Genomic DNA, 18,977 nt, shown 5'->3' on the forward strand with positions numbered 1-18,977 from the left:
ACTGAGTCAGCTGAGGAGGGAACCCAACTCACAAGGCCGTTATGACGCAGTTACGTCCGGCGGCCTTGGCACGATAGAGGGCAGCATCGGCGCTCTGAATGACGGCTGATGCTGTCGTTCCCTGCTGGGGAAAGGCGGCGACCCCAAAGGAGGCACTGATGGAGCTGATGGTCTGGCCTTGATAGTGTAGAGCCTCCTGGGTAATGGCGACCCGCAAGGCCTCAGCGCGATCGCTGGTAATGTCGAGGGAACAACCGGGCAAAAGTAGCATCATTTCCTCACCCCCATAGCGACAGGGAACATCCGAGGCTCGACAGTGGCGCGTCAAGAGGTCGCTAATCCGCTGTAAAACTTGATCGCCAAACTCATGACCATAAGTGTCGTTGAAGCTCTTAAAGTGGTCGATATCCAAGAGGATGACCCCAATTGGCTCTTTTGTGCGCTGACTGCGGGCGATCGCCTGTTCAAAGCTTTCTTGCAAATAGCGACGGTTAAATAACCCCGTTAGGGGATCACGGATACTTTGACGATGTAGGGTTTCTCGTAGATTCAGGTTGGCGATGGCTAACCCGAGTTGTTCTGATAGAGTTTGCGCTAGTTGTTGCTTGGTCTCCCTTAGGGCACTCTCGGTTTGGGTTTCTAGATACAATAAACCCAGGGTCTCTCCCTGAGCAATAATGGGAAGACAAAAGGTCACTGCTAAATGCACTGCATCATGCAGGTGATTACAGTAGGGGCTGGCACTATCCCTATGACGGTAGTAAGGACGACCTCGCCGCAATGCCCAGCAGTCCTCAATGGGGAACTGCTCCTGAGACTCGATGGCCCCTCCCCACTGGGCAACCTTCTCGATGCGTGACTTCGAGGGATTCACCTCAAATAATGCCCCACGACAATGGGGAAAGAGGGACGCAATGAAGCCGCTGAGGGTTTGATAGACTTCGTCAACGGTTAGACAGGCTTGTAGGAACTCATTGATTTGACTTAGGATTAGCATCTCCTGATGGCGTTCTCTGAGGTCTGTCAGGTGTTGTTCTAAGTCTTGATTGGCCTGTTGCAGCGCTTTTTCCGACAGCTTGCCTTGGGTGATGTCCCGGAAGGTCACGGTAAAGCCATCTCCAAGTTTGACGGCGATGGTCTCAAACCAACAGTCAAGTCCCTCATGTTGATAATGGAACTCTTTAACAAACGGCTCTGCCGATTCCACCACCTGAACATAGGCATCAAAGAGTCCGTCGGTTTTATTACCGGGCATTTCTTCTAGGAGCCTTTTCCCCAGGAGGTCTTCGGGCGATCGCCCCACCAGTTCCCCCGCCCGAGGATTACTCAACAGCCAGATAAAATCGACAATCGTCCCCTGAGTATCCCGCAAGGCTTCAAAGGCCATAATGCCATCGAGGGAGCTATTGAGAACCCCACTTAACTGAGACTCAGACTCCCGCAAGTGGGCTTCAATCTCGACCATCGGCGTAATATCACTGAGCAGTTTAATACAGCCGTCATACTCTCCCTGGGCATTCACTTGGGCGGTACTGGAGATCAGAACCCAAAGGGGGGTTCCATCCCGCCGCGATAGGGCAGCTCGACATTGTTGGGAGATCCCACTAACATGAGATTGACCTAATCCGTCTTGTTCCTGGAGCAGATAAGCCTCAAAAGGCGTCCCCAGCAGATCGGTGAGGGAATAGCCCAGCATGGTAGCCAGTTGTTGATTGACGAAGCAAGTCTTATTTTGGGGATCTAAGACCCAGACGCCTTCTAGGGTGGTTTCGATGATCGTTCGGTATTTGGCCTCGCTTGCTTGTAGGGCTAACTCTGCCTGTTTGCGATCGGTAATATCGTAGTCAATTCCCGTCATGCGGATGGGAACTCCTTGACTATCTCGTTGAATCAGAGCCGCCTCCCGAAGCCATCGCTGTTCCCCGTCAGGCCGGCGAATCCGAAATTCGATATCAATGGGAGTTCCCTGTTGTAAGGCGGCGTTCATGGCGGTTTCAAAGCGGGGGCGATCTTCCGGCTCCACGAGATCGATCCAATCCTCATAGCTGGGATCTCCTTCTAAGTTAGAGACTCCCAGCAAATCGTACATTCGTTGATCCCAATAGGTCACATCGCCAAATGTCCAATCCCAGGTCCCAATTTGACCGGCATCCAAGGCTAAATTGAGACGGGTAGATAGGGCTTCGAGTTGAGTTTGGGAGTCGAGGGTTTCTGTGATATCACGAGCGGCAGCATAGATGAGGTCTCCTACGGGAACAGAGCGCCATTCTAGGTAGCGATAGGAGCCATCCTGACAGCGATAGCGATTGACAAAGTTCAGGATCTGCTCTTGATTGGCTAATCGCGAAAGTTGGCTGCGGGTTTTGTCTAAATCCTCAGGGTGAATATATTGAAGAAAATTCTGGCCCTCTAAGTATTCGAGAGGATAGCCGAGGGTTTTTTGCCACTGGCTGTTGAGGCGGACAAATTCCCCTCGGGTGTTGGCAATACAGAGCAAATCAAGGGCTACGGAGAAAAAGCGATCTAATTCTTCGGTTTTGGCTTGTAGTTGTAGTTCATATTTCTTCCGTTCAGTAATATCTTTGATAAAGCAATAATGTCCAGAAAAGTTACCATCTTGGTTATAATCTGCAACTAAATAAAGATGCTTGTAAAATATAGATTTATCCCAGCGCAATCCTCGAACTTCGAGTTCGACTTTTCCCGTCCTCAACATTTTTTGATAGGACGCTTTTACAAGAGGAAGATCATCCGGATGAACCGTTGGCTCCCAAGAGTGACCAATGAGCTGCTCGGGGGCACAGCCACAAATGCGGGCATAGGCTGGGTTTACGGTCTGATAGTATCCTTCAGGATTGAGATAAGCGATGCCTTCAACTGTATGCTGGAGAGCTTTATTTTTTTGCTTTAATTGTTGATTAACCGTGGTAATAGTAACGTTGTTTTTGGAGACTTCAACTTCTAACTGTGCCTTGGTAGATTCTAATTTTTGGAGAAGATTAGCATGGTTAAGGGCAACTTCACTGTGAATCGCAATTTGCCGAAATCCCTCAATTTCTGAAGCGTGCCAATCTCGGGTCGCACAACAGTGATGAGCTGAGAGTAATCCCCAAACTTGATCGTCTTGTAAGAGGAGAATGACCAAGGTGGCTTTGGTCTGGAGGTGGCGAAGGAAGTCGAGATAGCAGGGATCTAAATTGCTTTGCTCCACATCAGCGATCGCCCGTAGGGTATCCTGAGTCTCCAAATTATTTCGTTTTTGAAAGCAGAGATCTTGAATCCTCCGCTTTTGCAGAGACCAGATCGGATCGGAGACGGCCTCGACGACCACTTCACCCCACTCTTGGTCATGAATCTGATAGAACAACACGCGATCGCACCCCAGTAACCCCTGGACCTCATCGACGGTAGTTTGCAGAATCTCATTGAGTTGTAGAGATTGACGAATCCGCAAGGCACTGCGAGTGACGAGATCGGCCCAGCTACCCTGAGATGTTGAACTGGGCGTGACGGCTGACTGACGTCCGTTTGGCTTGGGGGTAAGGTCTCGATTCTGGCGTGTAAGATTCATCGGCTGGGTGACGTCTTTTGACCGGTGTTGGGGGTGGATTCTCCCTTCATTGTAACCACCCAGGAGTAGCGTTCTGGAGTTAGGATGCAGCCAGCCAGCTAACCAGACCTCAGGGAGGCCATGAGACTTGTGCCTCCCGAGACGAGGTGAGGGGCTTGGGAGAATCTTAACGAAAGATAACAAGTCTTTCTTCTGGGGCGATCGCTCCGTCACAATAGAAATTAGAGCACGATTCACCTGATATCAAAACTCATTATGAACGCTGTAGAACAACTCCTCGAACGCTATACCGCTGGCGAGCGTAACTTCCGGGATCTCGATCTATTTCGCGCTGACCTCAATGGAGCGGATTTGAGTGGGGCCAGTTTTTTCCGGGCTAATCTGTTTAGTGCTAATCTCTTCCGTGCCAATCTAATCGGCGTGACCTTTTATAATGCTACCTTGATTGGGGCGAACCTCTACTGTGCGAATCTTAGTGGGGCCGACCTCAGTGGGGCTAATCTCACCTGTGCTAACTGTGAAGGAGCGGATTTCAGTGGGGCCGATTTAACGGCGGCGGACTTGGGTGGGGTTGATTTTAGCCTCGCGAATCTCAGCTATGCCAATTTAACCCGCAGTAATCTCATGCGGGCCAGTCTGGTGAATGCCAAACTGGACCATACCAATTTCACCGGGGCCGATTTGAAATGGGCCAACCTCAATGATGCTGAAATCACGGAGGCTCAGGTGCGATCGGCTCAATTTGCCCATGCGATTGGTTTAACCCCTGAGTTACAGGCCCGCTTGCAACGCGAAGGAGCGATTATCTCTGCCTAGAGGCTCCCTTAAGACTGGGACTGAGGCAAGGGGGCAAATAGGAGCAGGCCAGCCAAAATGGTCAGGATGGAGGCGGCATAAAATACCGTCGCTAAGTCCCAGATGTTGAGGACGACTCCGAGCAACACCGGTGAGGCGAATTGTCCGAGAAAGCTAATCCCCGTTCCTACGGCGAGAATGCTGGCCCGAAGTTCAAAGGGGGACAGGTTAGCTAGGGCGTTATACAAGTTGGGGAGTACGATACCAAAGCCAAGGCCAAAGAGAGCTGCGGCGAGTAAGACTCCCCATAATTCCGTAATCCAGGGAATTGGTGCTAGGGTGGCGGCCATGATGCCAAACCCTAGAGCGGTGGATTGGTTTAAGCCAATCATTTTAGCCAGGGGTTTGGCCCCAAAGGCGGAAATGAACGCCGCCCCAATGGCCCGGGAGGCCAGAACCATTCCGTTGAGTTTTGGGGTGAGTCCCAGGGCCTGATCCAGGTAAATGGGCGCATAAATCACCACCGCATACATGGCGATGGAAGACAGTCCCATGGTGACTAGCAAACGAGCGGTGACGAGACGGGAGAGTTCTCGGGTGAGTTTCCCTCCTAAGCCCTGGGATGGGCTAGATTTGGAGCTGAAGGATGAGGAAGTGTTGAAGGCGTAGAGTCCGAGAAGGCCTAGGGGGAAGGCGATACCGTTGAGATAGAAGGCATATTGCCAATCATTATTGCCCACCAATCCCCCCAGTAAGGGATAGACAATTCCGGTGATAGTGAGGACAGCGGTGGCAAAGCCGAGCATCCGGGTTCGTTCCTCTCCTTCATAGAGTCGTCCTAAGACCCCTAAACAGGAGGCGGCTAACCCTCCACAGGCAATTCCCAGTAGCCCCCGCACGACCAGTAGAGACCAAAAATTGGGCATCCAAGCCCCGACTACGCCGAAAATGCCGTAGAAGGTCATGGCGGGGAAGAGAACTCGCGACGGCCCGATTTTGTCGGCAAGTAGGCCCAGGAGGGGACTGGAGAGGGCTAAGGTCAAACAGTGGAAACTGGCGAGGGTTCCTCCCCAGGCTAAGTCGATGTTGAGTTCTTGCATCAGATCGGGCAGGACTGGGGCGATCGCCCCCCCAGCCATGGTCGTGAGGGAACCTGCCCCCAAGATCACCGGCACTCTGAGCGTCTCGCGGCTAAATTTTCGAACCCAATCCGTCATATTACCTCCACAGCTTGCAAAGAAAGTGCTATATCATTGCACATCAGGCCCCAGACTCCTATTTTGGAGTAGATGGCGGCTAGCCTACAATGAACTCTAGGCACAATCTCAACTGTCCTTGGGGTCATGATAGGTATCGGGGATAAAATCCTGCTATCATCGCTGTACCTTAACCGATCCCATTCGGGGGCAATTCATCGAAAAATCTATGGGTTATGTCATTTTGCCTGGCTCTGAGGCGGTTCTCTGGAGGTCGTGGCCGATGAAACCCCTCATTTTAGCGGGGAGTTGCAAATGGCGATCGCGGCAACGTGCCAGTGGTCTTGCCTGTCAGTGAGGATAACAGGTATCTTATCTAGGAAATTAAACTGAGATGTTAGAAACGGCAGCCCATCGGCTATCAAGACCAACGGTGAGGGGAGAAAGCTAGTGCAAGTTATCCAAGAATACGTGCAGAAGTTACACGCACACGGGTTTTATCCTGATGAGTACATCTGTCACGGCAAAGAGGGCAATCTGATTGATATCGAGGAACCGGTGAGTCAAAGACGGCTCAAGGTGTTAACCTTCTGTACGAATGATGTCCTCGGACTGGTGCAGAATCCTCAGGTGAAACAAGCGGCGATTGATGCCATTGTTCAATATGGGACGTCTAACAGTTCTTGTGAGGCGTTGAGTGGCCGCATTGATTTACACCGTCAACTGGAACGGGAAATCTCTGAGTTTAAGGATTTAGGCCATACCCATTTGTTTGTGAATGCTTGGATGGCGTTACAAGCTCTAATGGATGCGTTCTGCCATCTGGCCATCCCGATTTCTGGATTTCAGCATACCCGCGAGACGCTGATTCTCAGTGATGTTCTCAATCATGGCTGCATCATCTCGGCCATCGCGAACTCGAATAATCGCTCGGGTAAGGTGTTTAGTCAAAGCCCCCGGGTGCGGGTGAAGGCCTATCGCCACAATGATGTGAATGATTTGGCCCGCAAACTGCGACGCTATGCTCAACCGGGTGATCGCATCATGTTGATTTCTGATGCGGTGTTCTCGATGGATGGGGATATCGCACCGTTGCCGGAGTTTCTAGATGTGATGGAGCAGTATCCGGGCAGTGTCATTGTCATGGATGAGGCCCACGCTAGTGGTTCGATTGGAGCCTCGGGACGGGGAATTTATGACCATTTCGGGATTTCTCCCCAGGATGTGATCCGCCGGGGTATGGTTCCGATTATCATGACCACCTTCTCGAAGTTTGCGGCGTCAGCCGGGGCGGCGTTGAGTAGCCCCAGTCCTGAATTGAATGACTTGCTGACGGTGTCGCCAACGTCGATTGGCACGATTTCTCTACCTCCCCCGATTACGGCGGCGGCCTTGGAGAGTATTCGTCAGGTTCGGCAGCATCCTGAGTTGGTGCAAACTCTACAGGCGAATACCCGCTATCTGCGATCGCGCCTCATTGAACATGAGTTCCAGGTAATTGGTGAAACCAACGTGATTCCGGTGATTCTGTCGCCTGAGATTAATCCCAAATACTTTGCGCGTCATATGATGGACCGCTATGGGATTTGGATTTCGCCGATTTGGTTCATCGCTAAACCTCGGATGCGGATTACGGCCAATGCTTTGCATACGAAGGAGGAGATGGATCGTCTGGTTGAGGCGATGGTGGAAACCCGAGCCGCTATGGTATCCTCGACGGCAACCGTTAGCGCATAACCAGTCAAGATGGCTCAAATCACGGTTCGACCGGTGACCAGTGAGGGCGATCGCCAGCAGTTTTTAGAGGTTCCCCAGTGGGTCTATCGCCATGACCCCAACTGGGTTCCTCCTCTTAAGGCCTCGATTGCTGCTCAACTGTCTCCCGAGGATAACCCGTTTCTCGGCTATGGGGAGTTCCAAGGGTTTTTGGCCTTTGATGACCAGGGACGGGCGATCGGACGTGTCGTGGCCGCGATTAATCAGCGGTTGATTGAGCGTGAAGGTCGGCGGGTGGGTCTGTTTGGCTATTTTGAATGTATTGAGGACTTCGCCGCCGGCCAGCAGTTGTTGGAGGCGGCTCTGTCTTGGTTGGGCGATCGGCAAATCGAGGTGGTCCGTGGCCCCATTAACCTCTCAACCCATAATAACTGTCTCTTTCTCGTCGAGGGGTTTGAGCGCCCCCCGATGATGATGATGCCCTATAACCCCCCCTACTATCCCCAATGGCTAGAGGAGATGGGTTGGGTGAAGGCCAAAGATGCTTACGCCTATGACTTCCCCATGGAGCCATTATCGGACAAATTCGAGAAGGCCTATCGCATCGCCCTCAAATCCGGCATCACCTTCCGCCCCATTCGCACTAAAGGGGAAGGGTTTGACGAGGATGTGCGCAGTTTGTACCGCCTCTTTACCCAAGCCTTCGCCAATAATTGGAGTTCCACCCCCCGCACAGAAGCCGATTTCTTGGAGGAGGCCCAACAGCTTAAAAGCCTAGTTGACCCTGACATTTTTCCCATTGCTGAGGATAACGGCGAGATGGTGGGCTTTTTTATGGGTCTCCCAGACTACAACATCGCCTTAAAGCACGTCAACGGAACCCTAAATATTTGGGGATTGCTCAAGTTTCTCTGGTATCGCCGCCAAATTAAGCAAGCGCGGATGATTACCCTCTGTGCGTTGCCTGAATACCGCCGAAAAATGGTTCCCCTAGCGTTGGTCTATCTCACCATGAAAGGGGGGGAGAAACGGGGCTATCAGCGGGCGGAATTGTCCTGGATTTGGGAAGATAACCACCCCTCTCGCCGCATTACGGAAGCTTCCGGTGGGGTGATTGGCAAAACCTACCGGGTGTACGAGAAAGAACTTTAACAGTTACTCTATCCGCTTAGTTGAGGTTATCATGACATCAAAACGACGGAAGCCAAAATCGAGTAAACTTGGCAGTCTACTAGGAGTATGTATCGCAACCGGAGCAGTCCTGTGGTCTATTGGCTATGACCCTAGTAGTGCGGGCAACTGTTTAGGGTCTTCCGCTTGGGTGACTGCCTATAATAATCAGCAAATTAATCATGCCCATATTTTTTGTGGAGAGTTGAATCAACGGGGGCGGCTGGTGGGATTTCATTCCCGTCCTGGGGGCAGAAATCCCTCAACTGTGGCTGGATTTACTATGACCCAATCCCCCAATCGTCAGGGAATTTATGCTGGGGAATGGACTTATCAAGGGAGGTCCCAGGAAACCAAGTTTTCAACCATGTTTCCCGACTCCTGTAGCGCATCTCAGGTGATTAACTCCATTGGTCACGCAGCCGCCAATACCGTATCATGCCCTGCGAATGCCCCTAATTGGGCTTGGTGTGGCCCCAATAGCCCAGGTAATGCAGGAGATGCTCGGTTTTGTCATGGGGATGATGGTAGCTCATATCTCATTGCTGGGGCTAACCGTTCAGAGGGTAGAATTAATACCGGATTTCCCCTAAGAACGTCAAGATGAGTATGTCAGACAATTGGGACGGGTCAGAGTGGGGACGCAAAAGTCAGGCCCACCGTCGAGTCTTGGAATTTTTAACCTTAGATGTTCAAGATAACCTTGACTATCTTACCCATTTATGGAACCAAATTAACGCCTTAGAAGCGGGCAAAATCTCAGATTGTGTCTGTTCTGGAAATGCGTATTATGTGAGCTTATTGCCTCAAACGGTTACCATCGAAAATTTAATTATAGAGGATGAACCCATCGAAACTATTTCTTTACATGAGTTTAAAGAGGCTATTTTAGGTTGGCAAAAAAACCTTGAGCCTTAAATGTTGGGGACTATCCTGGAGAGGAAGAAAAGGGGTAAACCGATGCAGTTTACCCCAGTCGAGTGGCTTAATTAAATTTCGTCCCAACCTCCCACGCCAGAGGACATCACATAACTGGTGACTTGTGCTTCAAAGAAGTTGGCCTTGGTATGGCCTTCGGCTTTGGTGTCCGAGAACCGCTCTAGGTGAGTGTAAGGACTCTTTTGATAGCGGGGTTCGGGATAAAGAGGTTTCAAGCCGATGGCTTTGAGACGGATATTGGCCAGGTATTTGGTGTATTGTTCGGTGCTGTGTTCCGTAATCCCGAGGATGTTATTCCCCACGATGTGATTCGTCCACTTACATTCATGTCGAACGGCGGTGTCCATCATGTCATAGATCGCATCTTGGGAATGGGGAAAGATGGCCATGGCTTCGGGAATGAGTTTTTGGAACAGCCGCACATGACTGAGTTCGTCCTTTGTGTTCAGCTAGGGGCGCTAACCCTAACCCGTGATTTACGTTTGCTTAACCACCGCTACCCGTCACCGAGTAGAACAGACCATATCATAATCCTTTACAGGATCCCCCCCGCTTCGATACCGCTTGGTATCTACTCCCTTTCGGGATGGTCGTTGCTCCTTTTGTTAAACAAGTCCCAAGCATCTTTCCAGGTTTTCCGGTGTCGGACATTGCTAATAAAAGAACTATAAAAATTTTTGATAGTTCTTTTATACCATGTTGAAGCTTGTCTAACAACTTGGATCAGGGTTTTCTCACAAATGAGAGGTTCCCTGAGTTCAAGGGGTTTTCGACTATCGTTTCCGATAGAAGCCGCCAAGGTTAACGGTTGATCATCTTGAAGATGTCGGCACTTCCCGGCATTAACATCCGGGAGGCAAAATTGTAGAAGGCAATAAATCCGTTATAGAAATATAATCCTTCCAGAATATAGTCGGTCACCAAGGACATGAAGTAGTTTTCCACGGTTGGGTTATCAACATAGCGTTGATATTGCCCAGCAATGAACTCACAACGGTCTTTTAACACCTTATCGGTGCGCCAAAAATCGTAAACCGCTGAGCGGCGATCGCTGGGAATAATGGTCTCAATCATGTATTGATACACATATGTTCAGTTAAGGGCGCAACTCCTCAACCCGTCGCCTTTCAGCAACTGCTACCTGTCACCAGGTAGGTCAGACTATATCATACTCCCGTTTCTAATCTGCTTTAGGGAGTCCCCCCGTTTCCAGTGCCATTGGCTTGCACTGTACTCTCTTTCGAGATAGTCGTTGAACCTTGAGTTAAACCGTATTTTTGTTTGACATCCATATAGGCATCTTGGTTGTTCACAACTGCGTTAATCAGGGAGAAAGATTGCTGTTTGGTTAAACCCAACTCTGGTTCTAGATATTCCCGATAAATATCAGTCCAGGATTTACCAGAAAGAACCTTTGATGCAATATCACTCGCTACCTCACGACTATATTTAACCTGTCTCAAACCAGTATCAAAAGCATGTCTCATGTTTTCTCTGTGACTGACGGCTTCGAGGTTATCAATCCGGTTATCAGTTTTTACACCGTTTTTGTGATTGATTTCTTGACAGGAAAAGTCAAAATCTGGATTAAAGGTTTTGTAGCATGCGAGATGTACTGCAATGGTTTGCCTATTTCGTTTTCCCTTTTCAAAAATGTAGTAAGTGAACCGCAGATAGCCTGTAGAGTCTTTTTGGGGAACAACTAACTTCTGGGTTGAAAAATTGAGTATATCACCAAATTTGCTGATAAAATACTGCCTGGTCTCCAACCAGTTCATTCGGAAAAACTCTTGACCTTCAAATCGAGTAGTCTGTTGAGGGATTTGGTTAAACCAAGGATCAACCCAATAGAGGTTTTCTAAAGAAAGGTTTGTGTTGTCGCCATCCAGGTAGCAAACGGTGTGCTGCCTATCCAACGGCATCCCTAAGTAAGTTTCGGCTAATAGCTCGGCTAGAAGGCGCATTTTACGTCGGATACAAACTCTGATACATCCTTTGGTGTTGACCTTGAGAACTCGGGTTCCCTTTTTGACTATCCCATTAATAGATATTGAGTGTTCCGGGGCGCTAGGTAGTTGTTTCACGGTTTAAGCTCCTTGGCTGCTGATTGTCTCAGTTATAACATAACATGATGAACGGAAACGTGTTAACATATTACTGAGACTTTCCAGCAATTAGAGGGGTTTGCTACCGCCATTGCTGACGGAAGGAGCTATTGGTTTAACTCTGGTTATGGAGAGCTTCTTGACTGATTTGCTCTGCCATACACATGGAGACTTCAGGCGCGGTAATACTCACCTTCAGCTGAGGTAAATTCACCGTTTGTACAGAATCCAAAAAGGTAAGATAGGACAAAATCCCATCAAAAGCTCGCCGTTCATCGAGAGTGAGATTCACGTAGTCGGTGACATCCTGGGTAATATCGAGCTTTTCAGCAACCCAGAAGTTTTCCCGCATTTGGCGATATAAGCCAACAGCCCAGTTGTAGCGAACATCGTTCAGTTGCATCAGGTTGGTGGTGTCCCCAAACCAAATACTCCGATGTTCTGGGTCATCATTTCCTTGAGGATTGAAAATTGGGTTGACTGGCATCCGAGATGGATGTGTTGTGCTTGGACTGGAGGTCATACAAGTACAAAAATGAGTGCATTTGACGATTCAGATTATAACAAATTTTCCTAAAAAACAAGACCCTTAATTTTTTATTTATTTGGGTCTTCTGGGTTTAGGGTGATAAGGAGGATTTATGGCAGATTACATCCGTTGCGGTAGGGGCGAAAAATTTTTCGCCCCTACAATTTGGTATCCCATGCAACCAATTTCAGCCGATATCCTGAAGACCCATTTATTTCGGTTTATTGATTCTGGCAGTCCTCACAAAAAAAGACGTACCGAAGTACGCCTTAGACAATTCAGCTAGACTCGCAACTTAATTGGCACAAGAGACACAGCCATCTCCAGACTCCTTGAAACTATCCTTCTGAACGGTACGAATGTAGTAAATCGCCTTACAACCGGACTCCCAAGCCAAGACTAAGGTTTCAAAAATATCCTTAGCTTTAATACTGCGCTCCGGCTCATCCGGGAAATAAACCCCAGCATTAAGGTTAAACATCAACTCCATGGAAATCCCTGTATCAATCCATTGCTGCATCGTGGCAACAGCTTTCACCACTTGGGTTTGAGGGATGGATTTGTTTTCCGTGTAGTACCAGAAGCGATCCTTAATATAAGGCGGCGCAATGGGAACGGTTCCTTTGGCCCATTTGTCGTAGAAAAAGCGGCTGTAGGTGGGGAGAATGCTGGCGGTGCAGCCTTGAACCAGGGAGGAGGAGGTGTTGGGGGCGATCGCCGTAATATGAGAGTTACGAATCCCATGGCGTTGAATATCCTGGGAAAGCTGTCGCCAACGTTGGGGATGACGAGAATGCTCATCAAACCAGGACACCGGTTTGGCCCCAATCAGATGTCCCCGACTCCATTCACTCCCAGAAAATGCCGCATAGGCGCCTCGTTCCCGTGCCAGTTTCATGGAGGCTTCGGTGCAATAATAACCGATATCTTCAAAGAGATGGTCAATCTCCTCGATATGGCTATAGGAGAGTTTCCGTTTGGCAAGCCAATCGGCTAATCCCATGGCCCCAACACCAATAGTGCGATATTTATCATTGTGAGTTTCGCTGGCAGCGAAGGGGGTTTGGGTAATCTCGATGGTGTTGTCGAGAATGCGAACGGCAATTTCACAAATCTCGGGGAGTTCCTTGGCGTCAATGTTGGCGAGATTCAGGCTATCGAGATTGCAACAATGGGCCTCTGTCCCCGGTTTGACATTGGACCAGGATTCCTGACATAAATTTCCTCCCGGAATATAACCCTCGTGTTTATTTGGATTGGCGCGGTTGGCGGTGTCTTTGAACCAGAGATAGGGCATCCCGGTTTCGACTTGAGTCCGCATGATGTGCTTAAACAAGTCCCGCGCCTTGACTTGTTTGTAAAGCGTAATGGTGTCTCCTAAGCTGGCTTCGATATCCCGGTAAGCTGCTTCAAATGCTTCTCCCCATAATTCAGCCAGTTCAATGCCAAGTTTATCCCGCACTTCATAGGGGTCAACCAACGTCCAGGTTTCCGCTTTGACAACCCGCCGCATAAACTCATCACTGATGACAAATTGAGGAAAAATATCGTAAGCTTTGCGTCGTTGATCCGTTTGTGTTCATCTTGATTCGCTACGTCAAGACTGTCCATTTTGGACGACTCACACTTTCGCGTAAGACCAGACTATATCTTAATCCTAGATCTAGGATTCCCCCTACTTCCATTCGCTTGAATGTACTTCCTGACGGAATAGTCGTTGAACCTGATTCATCTTAGAGAACCTCGGCTGCTGATTGCCCATTGTTACATCTGCTCTATTTTCGACCGTCACACTTGCTATTTCTAGCTATGTTGTGGTTAGGACAGCTTTAGGGGTTCCCAGCAATTCAGGGGGTGCAATTATGCCATTACTGACATAACGGGCTAAACATTAACCATTCTCTGTTTGACATTCGAGAAATTCAGGAATGTCTAAGTGCCAACTATCTAGGCTTACCGTGACTGCGCCGGCTCGGCGACCACCCTGATTGACTGCGATCGCCGTATCGTTGAGGAGTTTAATCCAAGGAATCACCCCACCCGAAGCGTTGGGTTTGCCCATCACCCAAGAGCCGGTGGCGCGGATGCGGCTGACGTTGACTCCAACCCCACCGCCATTTTTGGAAATGCGGGCCGTGTCGGTGATGGTTTCAAAAATGCTTTCGAGGTTGTCATCCATGGCGGCGATGAAACAGGAGGACAGGGAGCCGCCGGGAACTCGAAGATTCGCTAAAATCGGGGTGGCGAGAGAAACCTTACGGGTGGCAATGGCTTCATAGAAGCGTTTGGCCCACTTCAGACGCTCACCCGGAGCCTCGACGGAGGCCAACAACAAGGCACAGGTGAGTAGGGCTTCCTGGGGCAGTTCGTCGGGCAACAGATAGCGTTTCGTCAGCAAGACTGCCCCAGCATAGTCGTAGTCCATGTCCCAGTCTGGGTTAATCCACTCTGAGGCCGCTTGCAGTTCATCCAGGGTGTACGTCAGAATACGAGAGTCATACTGTTGGCATTGCACCTTCGCGAACACGGTACGAGCATAGTCACCATACTGATAGCCCCGACTGACGAGGGTATCTTTCCACAGGCTCCAGATATGGAGTCGTCCCGCCACATAGCGCCAATCCGGCTCCCCGGGAGAACACATTTCTAAGGCGCAGCTGATGAGGTTGTTTTGAAGGTCTCGTGTTGTCACCCCAGTCCGCAGTCGAGCGGTGAGTCCAGCTTCTAGGGCAATGGGACTAGCCTCAAGTCCTTCACAGGCCCAGTTGACCACACGCCGGATTTTCGTGACATCGAGCGGGGCCGGCGAACCATCCCGACGAATCACGGAAATCTTGGCAGCTTGGGTGGCAATGGCATTGAGTTCTAAGGTTGAGTGCATGGGGACTGTCGTCATAAGTGCTGTGCTAGCTCTACTCACAGTGGTTTGAATCGTCTCAGGGAACTTAAGGAGGAATGATGTCACTTCCATTTCCCAAGACTCGATCCAGTATATAGTGTTTTTAGTGGATTAAACTCCTATTGAATACCTATATGTAGTGTATCCGTGCCTCCAGTCACTAGGCTATGTTCTAGAGGTGTTGATGTTGACTAAAAAAACAATTTATTGCCCAATGGCTCCTCTTTGACCCCTCTGGGAACCTGACCCTCTCGGCTCTAAACTATTTATCTCAGTTTGTTAACATTGTTGACGTACAATCACAAAGTTTTAAATAAGCCTTTACAATGACAGGGAGGTCGGATCAGGATACGTGGTGTTAACGCCAATTTTCCCTGTAAGGTTTACGACCAATCTCTGGTTCACTGACCCTTATTCCTGTTACTCTTCAGTAAAAACACGGGTTTTTATCCCAACAACTGTGATCTCAACTCAATCGGACAGGTATGGATTAGAGAGAAATCCATCTGCGAGAACGGAGCTGGTCTAGGGGGGTCTCCCGTCCCGATCGTTCTCTGGGGAGTTCATCTTGGGTGGGTGAATCCTGTTGGGGAGAGTCTGGAACTTTCAAGGACTATTAGGAGTCCAATTATTCCGAAGGGGTAGTACTTTCCTGAATCCTCTTTTAGATGGGGTATTCTCATACTTGTGGGATACCCTAGCCGTAACCAACGGCTCGCTGTTCAGGGCATAACCATCTACGAACTGCCGAAGTAGAGGTCAGAATCATGAGACGCTCCCAGAATCCCCCCCTATCCTCGATGGAGGAGACTGGACTCGTTAGGCATCGCCTACTCTTGAGTCTGATGATTGTGCTGTATGCTGCCTTTGAGCTTGGCGTGTTTCATCTCCCCTCGGCGTCGGAATTGGCCAGTTCAACCTGGCCGACGGTGTCCCGAGTGGCAATGACCCAGTCTCGGACGGTTCTCCCCTGTTCCCCCACAGTCCCTCGATGGGTAACCCCGCTAAGTTTGGGGTCTTTGTGGCTGGGTGGTTGATTTTCACCGGGCGATCGCCTCTCGTTTGACCAACAGCCTTTACACTAAGTTATGTGTTGCCAACAGATGTCAGTATACTGTGACATTTTGCTGTTGGGTTGTTATCGGAAACGAAAGGGGTCGTTATGGCAGAGAGCCAAAATATAACATCAGCGGAGGAGCTTGCCTCCCGTGATGAATTACGGGAGTTAGTGCGATCGCAACTGCAAATGTTCCTGGAACAGGAGAACTTCCAAGGGGCAAAAACCCTATTAGTCCCCGTTCAGCCAGCAGATGCGGCCCATGCAATTGAACGATTGCCCCCCGAACTTCACGCCATCGCCTTTCGCCTGCTTCCCAAAGATAAGTCCAGCGAAATCTACGAACATCTGGACTCAACGGTGCAGCAAACCCTGATCGAAGAGTTCAAAAATCAGGAATTACAAGAGCTAATCGATCGCATGTCCCCCGATGACCGGGTACGACTCCTCGACGAACTCCCGGCGGACTTAGTGCGACGATTACTCAAGCAACTCAGTTCGAGCGAGCGACAGGCCACCTCGCTCCTCCTCGGGTACGAACCCAACACCGCCGGGCGCATCATGACCCCGGAATATGTCTCCCTCAAAGAGCATTTCACCGTCAGCCAAGCCTTTGATCGCATTCGCAACCTGGCCAACATTACCGAGACCATTTACGCTCTCTATGTCACCGATGGAACCCGCCATCTCACAGGGATTCTCTCCTTGCGAGATCTCGTCACCGCCGAACCGGAACAGACCATCGGTGAAATCATGACCCGAGATGTGGTCTCTGTTCACACCAGCATGGACCAAGAAGAGGTGGCCCGCACGATTCAACGCTATGACTTCTTGGCGGTTCCCGTGGTGGACAGTGAACAGAGGCTGGTGGGGATTGTCACCGTCGATGATGTCCTTGATGTCATTGAACGGGAAACCACAGAAGATATCTACGCCCTTGGGGGCTTACAGGCGGACCGGGAAAATTACTTCCAGATGAACCTGTTTCGCATTTCCCGGCGACGGGTGACCTGGTTATTAGTGCTATTGGTGACGAATATCTTTACCGGTGGGGTGATTGCAGCGAATGAGGATATGCTCGAACAGGTGGTGAGCTTAGCCATGTTTATCCCCCTGTTGGTGGATACTGGGGGGAATGTAGGCACTCAGTCCTCGACGGTGATTATCCGGGGCCTGAACATGGATAAAATCCGCACCCGCTTGGCTTGGCAGATAATCCGCCGGGAGGCCCTGGTGGGGATTTTGCTAGGCTTGATGATGGGTATCATTGTCATATTAGTGGCTTATGTCTTTCTGCAAGATTGGCCGGTGGCGTTAACCGTAGGGTTGAGTTTATGGGCGATTGCGACCCTCGCGTCCACCTCGGGGGCGGCTCTACCACTGCTGTTTAAGTCCCTGGGGTTCGATCCAGCTTTGATGTCCGCCCCCTTTATTACCACCTTTGTAGATGTGTTGGGGGTGTTAATTTACTTTTATGTGGCACGAGCCTTGGTAGCTTTTTAAGGCTGATGTTCTGGACTACTAGCCAGTTGCTGAACGTCATTCACTACATTTGATTTGAAACACTTAGGGAGGGGTCACTTTGGTACAAAGTCAAGATATAGAACAACCCATTTCATCGCGGCGGGAGTTGCGGGAGTTGGTGCGATCGCAGCTACAAACTTTTCTGGAACAGGGACAGCTTCAAGAAGCGAAACTCCTACTCGTCCCGGTTCAAGCGGTCGATGTGGCTGACGTGATTGGAGAACTCCCGGAAAAACTCCATGCGATCGCCTTCCGACTGCTCCCCAAAGACGAAGCCACCGAAGTTTACGAATATCTCGATCGCAGCGTCCAGCAATCCCTACTGCAAGACTTCAAAAATCAGGAGATTCGCGATTTAGTCGAGCAGATGTCCCCCGATGACCGGGCCCGTCTCTTTGACGAACTCCCCGCTAAAGTCGTGCGTCAACTGCTCCCCAACCTCAGCCCCACGGAACGGGAAGCCACGTCACTGCTGCTAGGCTATCAACCGGACACGGCGGGGCGCATCATGACCCCAGAATACATCTCCCTTAAGGAGCATCTAACGGTCAGTGCCGCCCTAGAGCGCATTCGTCATCTGGCGGAGGTCACGGAAACAGTTTATGCTCTCTATGTCACCGATGCGGCCCGTCATCTTACGGGAATCCTCTCCCTGCGGGACTTAGTCGTCGCTCAGCCGGAGCAAACCATCGGCGAGATTCTGACCCGGGATGCCGTCTTTGTCCATACGGATACAGACCAGGAAGACGTAGCTCGCGTCATCCAGCGTTACGATTTCCTGGCGGTTCCCGTGGTGGATAGTGAACAGCGGCTGGTGGGGATTGTCACCGTTGATGATGTGATTGATGTCTTCGAGCGGGAAACGACGGAAGATATCTATGCTTTAGGGGGTGTCCAGTCTGACGGTGAAAACTATTTCCAGATGAGCCTGTTTCGGGTCTCCCGTCAGCGGGTGTCCTGGTTGCTGATTTTATTGGTGACCAATGTCTTGACAAGTGCAGTTATTCGTGCTAACGAGGGAGTCTTAAGCCAACTGGTGAGCTTAGCCATGTTTATTCCTCTCCTGATTGGGACTGGGGGGAATGTGGGAACCCAGTCCTCGACGGTGATTATTCGCGGTCTGAATATCGATAAAATCCAGACTGGGGGAGCTTGGCGCTTGATTCGTCGGGAAGCGATCGCTGGGTTGATGTTAGGGACTATGTTGGGTCTTTTGGTGGCGGTGGGGGCTTATCTCCTGCAAGGGAATCTGATTGTGGCTCTGTCGGCTGGGTCTAGCCTGATTGTCATTGCCATGTTGGCCTCGACCTCCGGGGCGGCCTTGCCGATTCTCTTTAAGTCCCTCGGCTTTGACCCGGCGTTGATGTCAGCGCCTTTTATTACCACCTGTGTCGATGTGTTGGGGGTTCTGACCTATTTCACCATTGCCCGGATTTTACTGGGGGTCTTGCCCTTAGAAATGAGTCTGGGTTAAAC

At 50.2% G+C, this 18,977-nt stretch carries 15 protein-coding genes and 1 pseudogene; 8 read left to right on the forward strand and 8 right to left on the reverse strand.

Going from position 1 to position 18,977, the window contains the following annotated elements; all coding sequences use genetic code 11:
• Positions 1–28: 28 nt before the first annotated feature.
• Positions 29–3,571: a PAS domain S-box protein gene (locus NEA10_RS15180; RefSeq protein WP_252662018.1), complete on the reverse strand. Its 3,543-nt coding sequence runs from the start codon at positions 3,569–3,571 to the stop codon at positions 29–31.
• Between the two features lie 255 nt (positions 3,572–3,826).
• Here NEA10_RS15180 and NEA10_RS15185 point away from each other — a divergent pair, with 255 nt between their 5' ends.
• Positions 3,827–4,387 carry a pentapeptide repeat-containing protein gene (locus tag NEA10_RS15185; RefSeq protein WP_252662020.1) on the forward strand — a complete coding sequence of 187 codons (561 nt, stop codon included), beginning with the start codon at positions 3,827–3,829 and terminating at the stop codon, positions 4,385–4,387.
• An 8-nt stretch (positions 4,388–4,395) separates the two neighbouring features.
• Here NEA10_RS15185 and NEA10_RS15190 read toward each other — a convergent pair whose 3' ends face one another.
• On the reverse strand, positions 4,396–5,583 hold the full coding sequence (locus NEA10_RS15190; protein ID WP_252662023.1) for an MFS transporter: 1,188 nt from the start codon (positions 5,581–5,583) through the stop codon (positions 4,396–4,398).
• 429 nt (positions 5,584–6,012) lie between these two features.
• Here NEA10_RS15190 and NEA10_RS15195 point away from each other — a divergent pair, with 429 nt between their 5' ends.
• The 4 genes from NEA10_RS15195 to NEA10_RS15210 are packed head-to-tail and all read left to right on the forward strand — an operon-like array spanning position 6,013 to position 9,366.
• Positions 6,013–7,299, forward strand: a complete 1,287-nt coding sequence (locus NEA10_RS15195; protein WP_252662025.1) for an aminotransferase class I/II-fold pyridoxal phosphate-dependent enzyme — start codon at positions 6,013–6,015, stop codon at positions 7,297–7,299.
• A 9-nt stretch (positions 7,300–7,308) separates the two neighbouring features.
• On the forward strand, positions 7,309–8,430 hold the full coding sequence (locus tag NEA10_RS15200; protein WP_252662027.1) for a GNAT family N-acetyltransferase: 1,122 nt from the start codon (positions 7,309–7,311) through the stop codon (positions 8,428–8,430).
• Between the two features lie 31 nt (positions 8,431–8,461).
• Positions 8,462–9,055 (forward strand): EndoU domain-containing protein, encoded by a 594-nt coding sequence (locus NEA10_RS15205; protein ID WP_252662029.1) that lies wholly within the window; start codon positions 8,462–8,464, stop codon positions 9,053–9,055.
• Between the two features lie 2 nt (positions 9,056–9,057).
• Positions 9,058–9,366 (forward strand): hypothetical protein, encoded by a 309-nt coding sequence (locus tag NEA10_RS15210; protein ID WP_252662031.1) that lies wholly within the window; start codon positions 9,058–9,060, stop codon positions 9,364–9,366.
• Positions 9,367–9,437: 71 nt separating this feature from the next.
• Here the strand turns inward: NEA10_RS15210 and NEA10_RS15215 are convergent, their stop codons facing one another.
• The 6 genes and pseudogenes from NEA10_RS15215 to NEA10_RS15240 form a co-directional block, all read right to left on the reverse strand.
• A complete protein-coding gene (locus NEA10_RS15215) occupies positions 9,438–9,836 on the reverse strand; it encodes a ribonucleotide-diphosphate reductase subunit beta (RefSeq protein ID WP_374111908.1) in 399 nt (132 codons plus the stop codon).
• A gap of 352 nt (positions 9,837–10,188) precedes the next feature.
• Entirely contained in the window at positions 10,189–10,461 is a 273-nt protein-coding gene (locus NEA10_RS15220) for a ribonucleotide-diphosphate reductase subunit beta (RefSeq protein WP_252662034.1), read from the reverse strand.
• A gap of 116 nt (positions 10,462–10,577) precedes the next feature.
• Positions 10,578–11,471 (reverse strand): HNH endonuclease signature motif containing protein, encoded by an 894-nt coding sequence (locus NEA10_RS15225; RefSeq protein WP_252662036.1) that lies wholly within the window; start codon positions 11,469–11,471, stop codon positions 10,578–10,580.
• A 136-nt stretch (positions 11,472–11,607) separates the two neighbouring features.
• Positions 11,608–11,979 carry a ribonucleotide-diphosphate reductase subunit beta gene (locus NEA10_RS15230; protein WP_252662038.1) on the reverse strand — a complete coding sequence of 124 codons (372 nt, stop codon included), beginning with the start codon at positions 11,977–11,979 and terminating at the stop codon, positions 11,608–11,610.
• Positions 11,980–12,316: 337 nt separating this feature from the next.
• A pseudogene (locus tag NEA10_RS15235) lies at positions 12,317–13,585 on the reverse strand (ribonucleoside-diphosphate reductase subunit alpha); the annotation flags it as partial.
• A 327-nt stretch (positions 13,586–13,912) separates the two neighbouring features.
• Positions 13,913–14,902, reverse strand: a complete 990-nt coding sequence (locus NEA10_RS15240) for a ribonucleotide reductase barrel domain-containing protein (RefSeq protein WP_252662049.1) — start codon at positions 14,900–14,902, stop codon at positions 13,913–13,915.
• A gap of 785 nt (positions 14,903–15,687) precedes the next feature.
• On the opposite strand from NEA10_RS15240, the gene NEA10_RS15245 reads away from it, so the two are divergent.
• The 3 genes from NEA10_RS15245 (at position 15,688) to mgtE (NEA10_RS15255) (ending at position 18,975) form a co-directional block, all read left to right on the forward strand.
• A complete protein-coding gene (locus NEA10_RS15245) occupies positions 15,688–15,957 on the forward strand; it encodes a hypothetical protein (RefSeq protein ID WP_252662051.1) in 270 nt (89 codons plus the stop codon).
• A 125-nt stretch (positions 15,958–16,082) separates the two neighbouring features.
• On the forward strand, positions 16,083–17,480 hold the full coding sequence (gene mgtE / locus NEA10_RS15250; RefSeq protein WP_252662053.1) for a magnesium transporter: 1,398 nt from the start codon (positions 16,083–16,085) through the stop codon (positions 17,478–17,480).
• Between the two features lie 79 nt (positions 17,481–17,559).
• Positions 17,560–18,975, forward strand: coding sequence for a magnesium transporter (gene mgtE, locus NEA10_RS15255; protein WP_252662056.1), 1,416 nt, complete (start codon positions 17,560–17,562; stop codon positions 18,973–18,975).
• Positions 18,976–18,977: the final 2 nt, after the last annotated feature.

Source organism: Phormidium yuhuli AB48, assembly GCF_023983615.1.
Classification (GTDB): domain Bacteria; phylum Cyanobacteriota; class Cyanobacteriia; order Cyanobacteriales; family Geitlerinemataceae; genus Sodalinema; species Sodalinema yuhuli.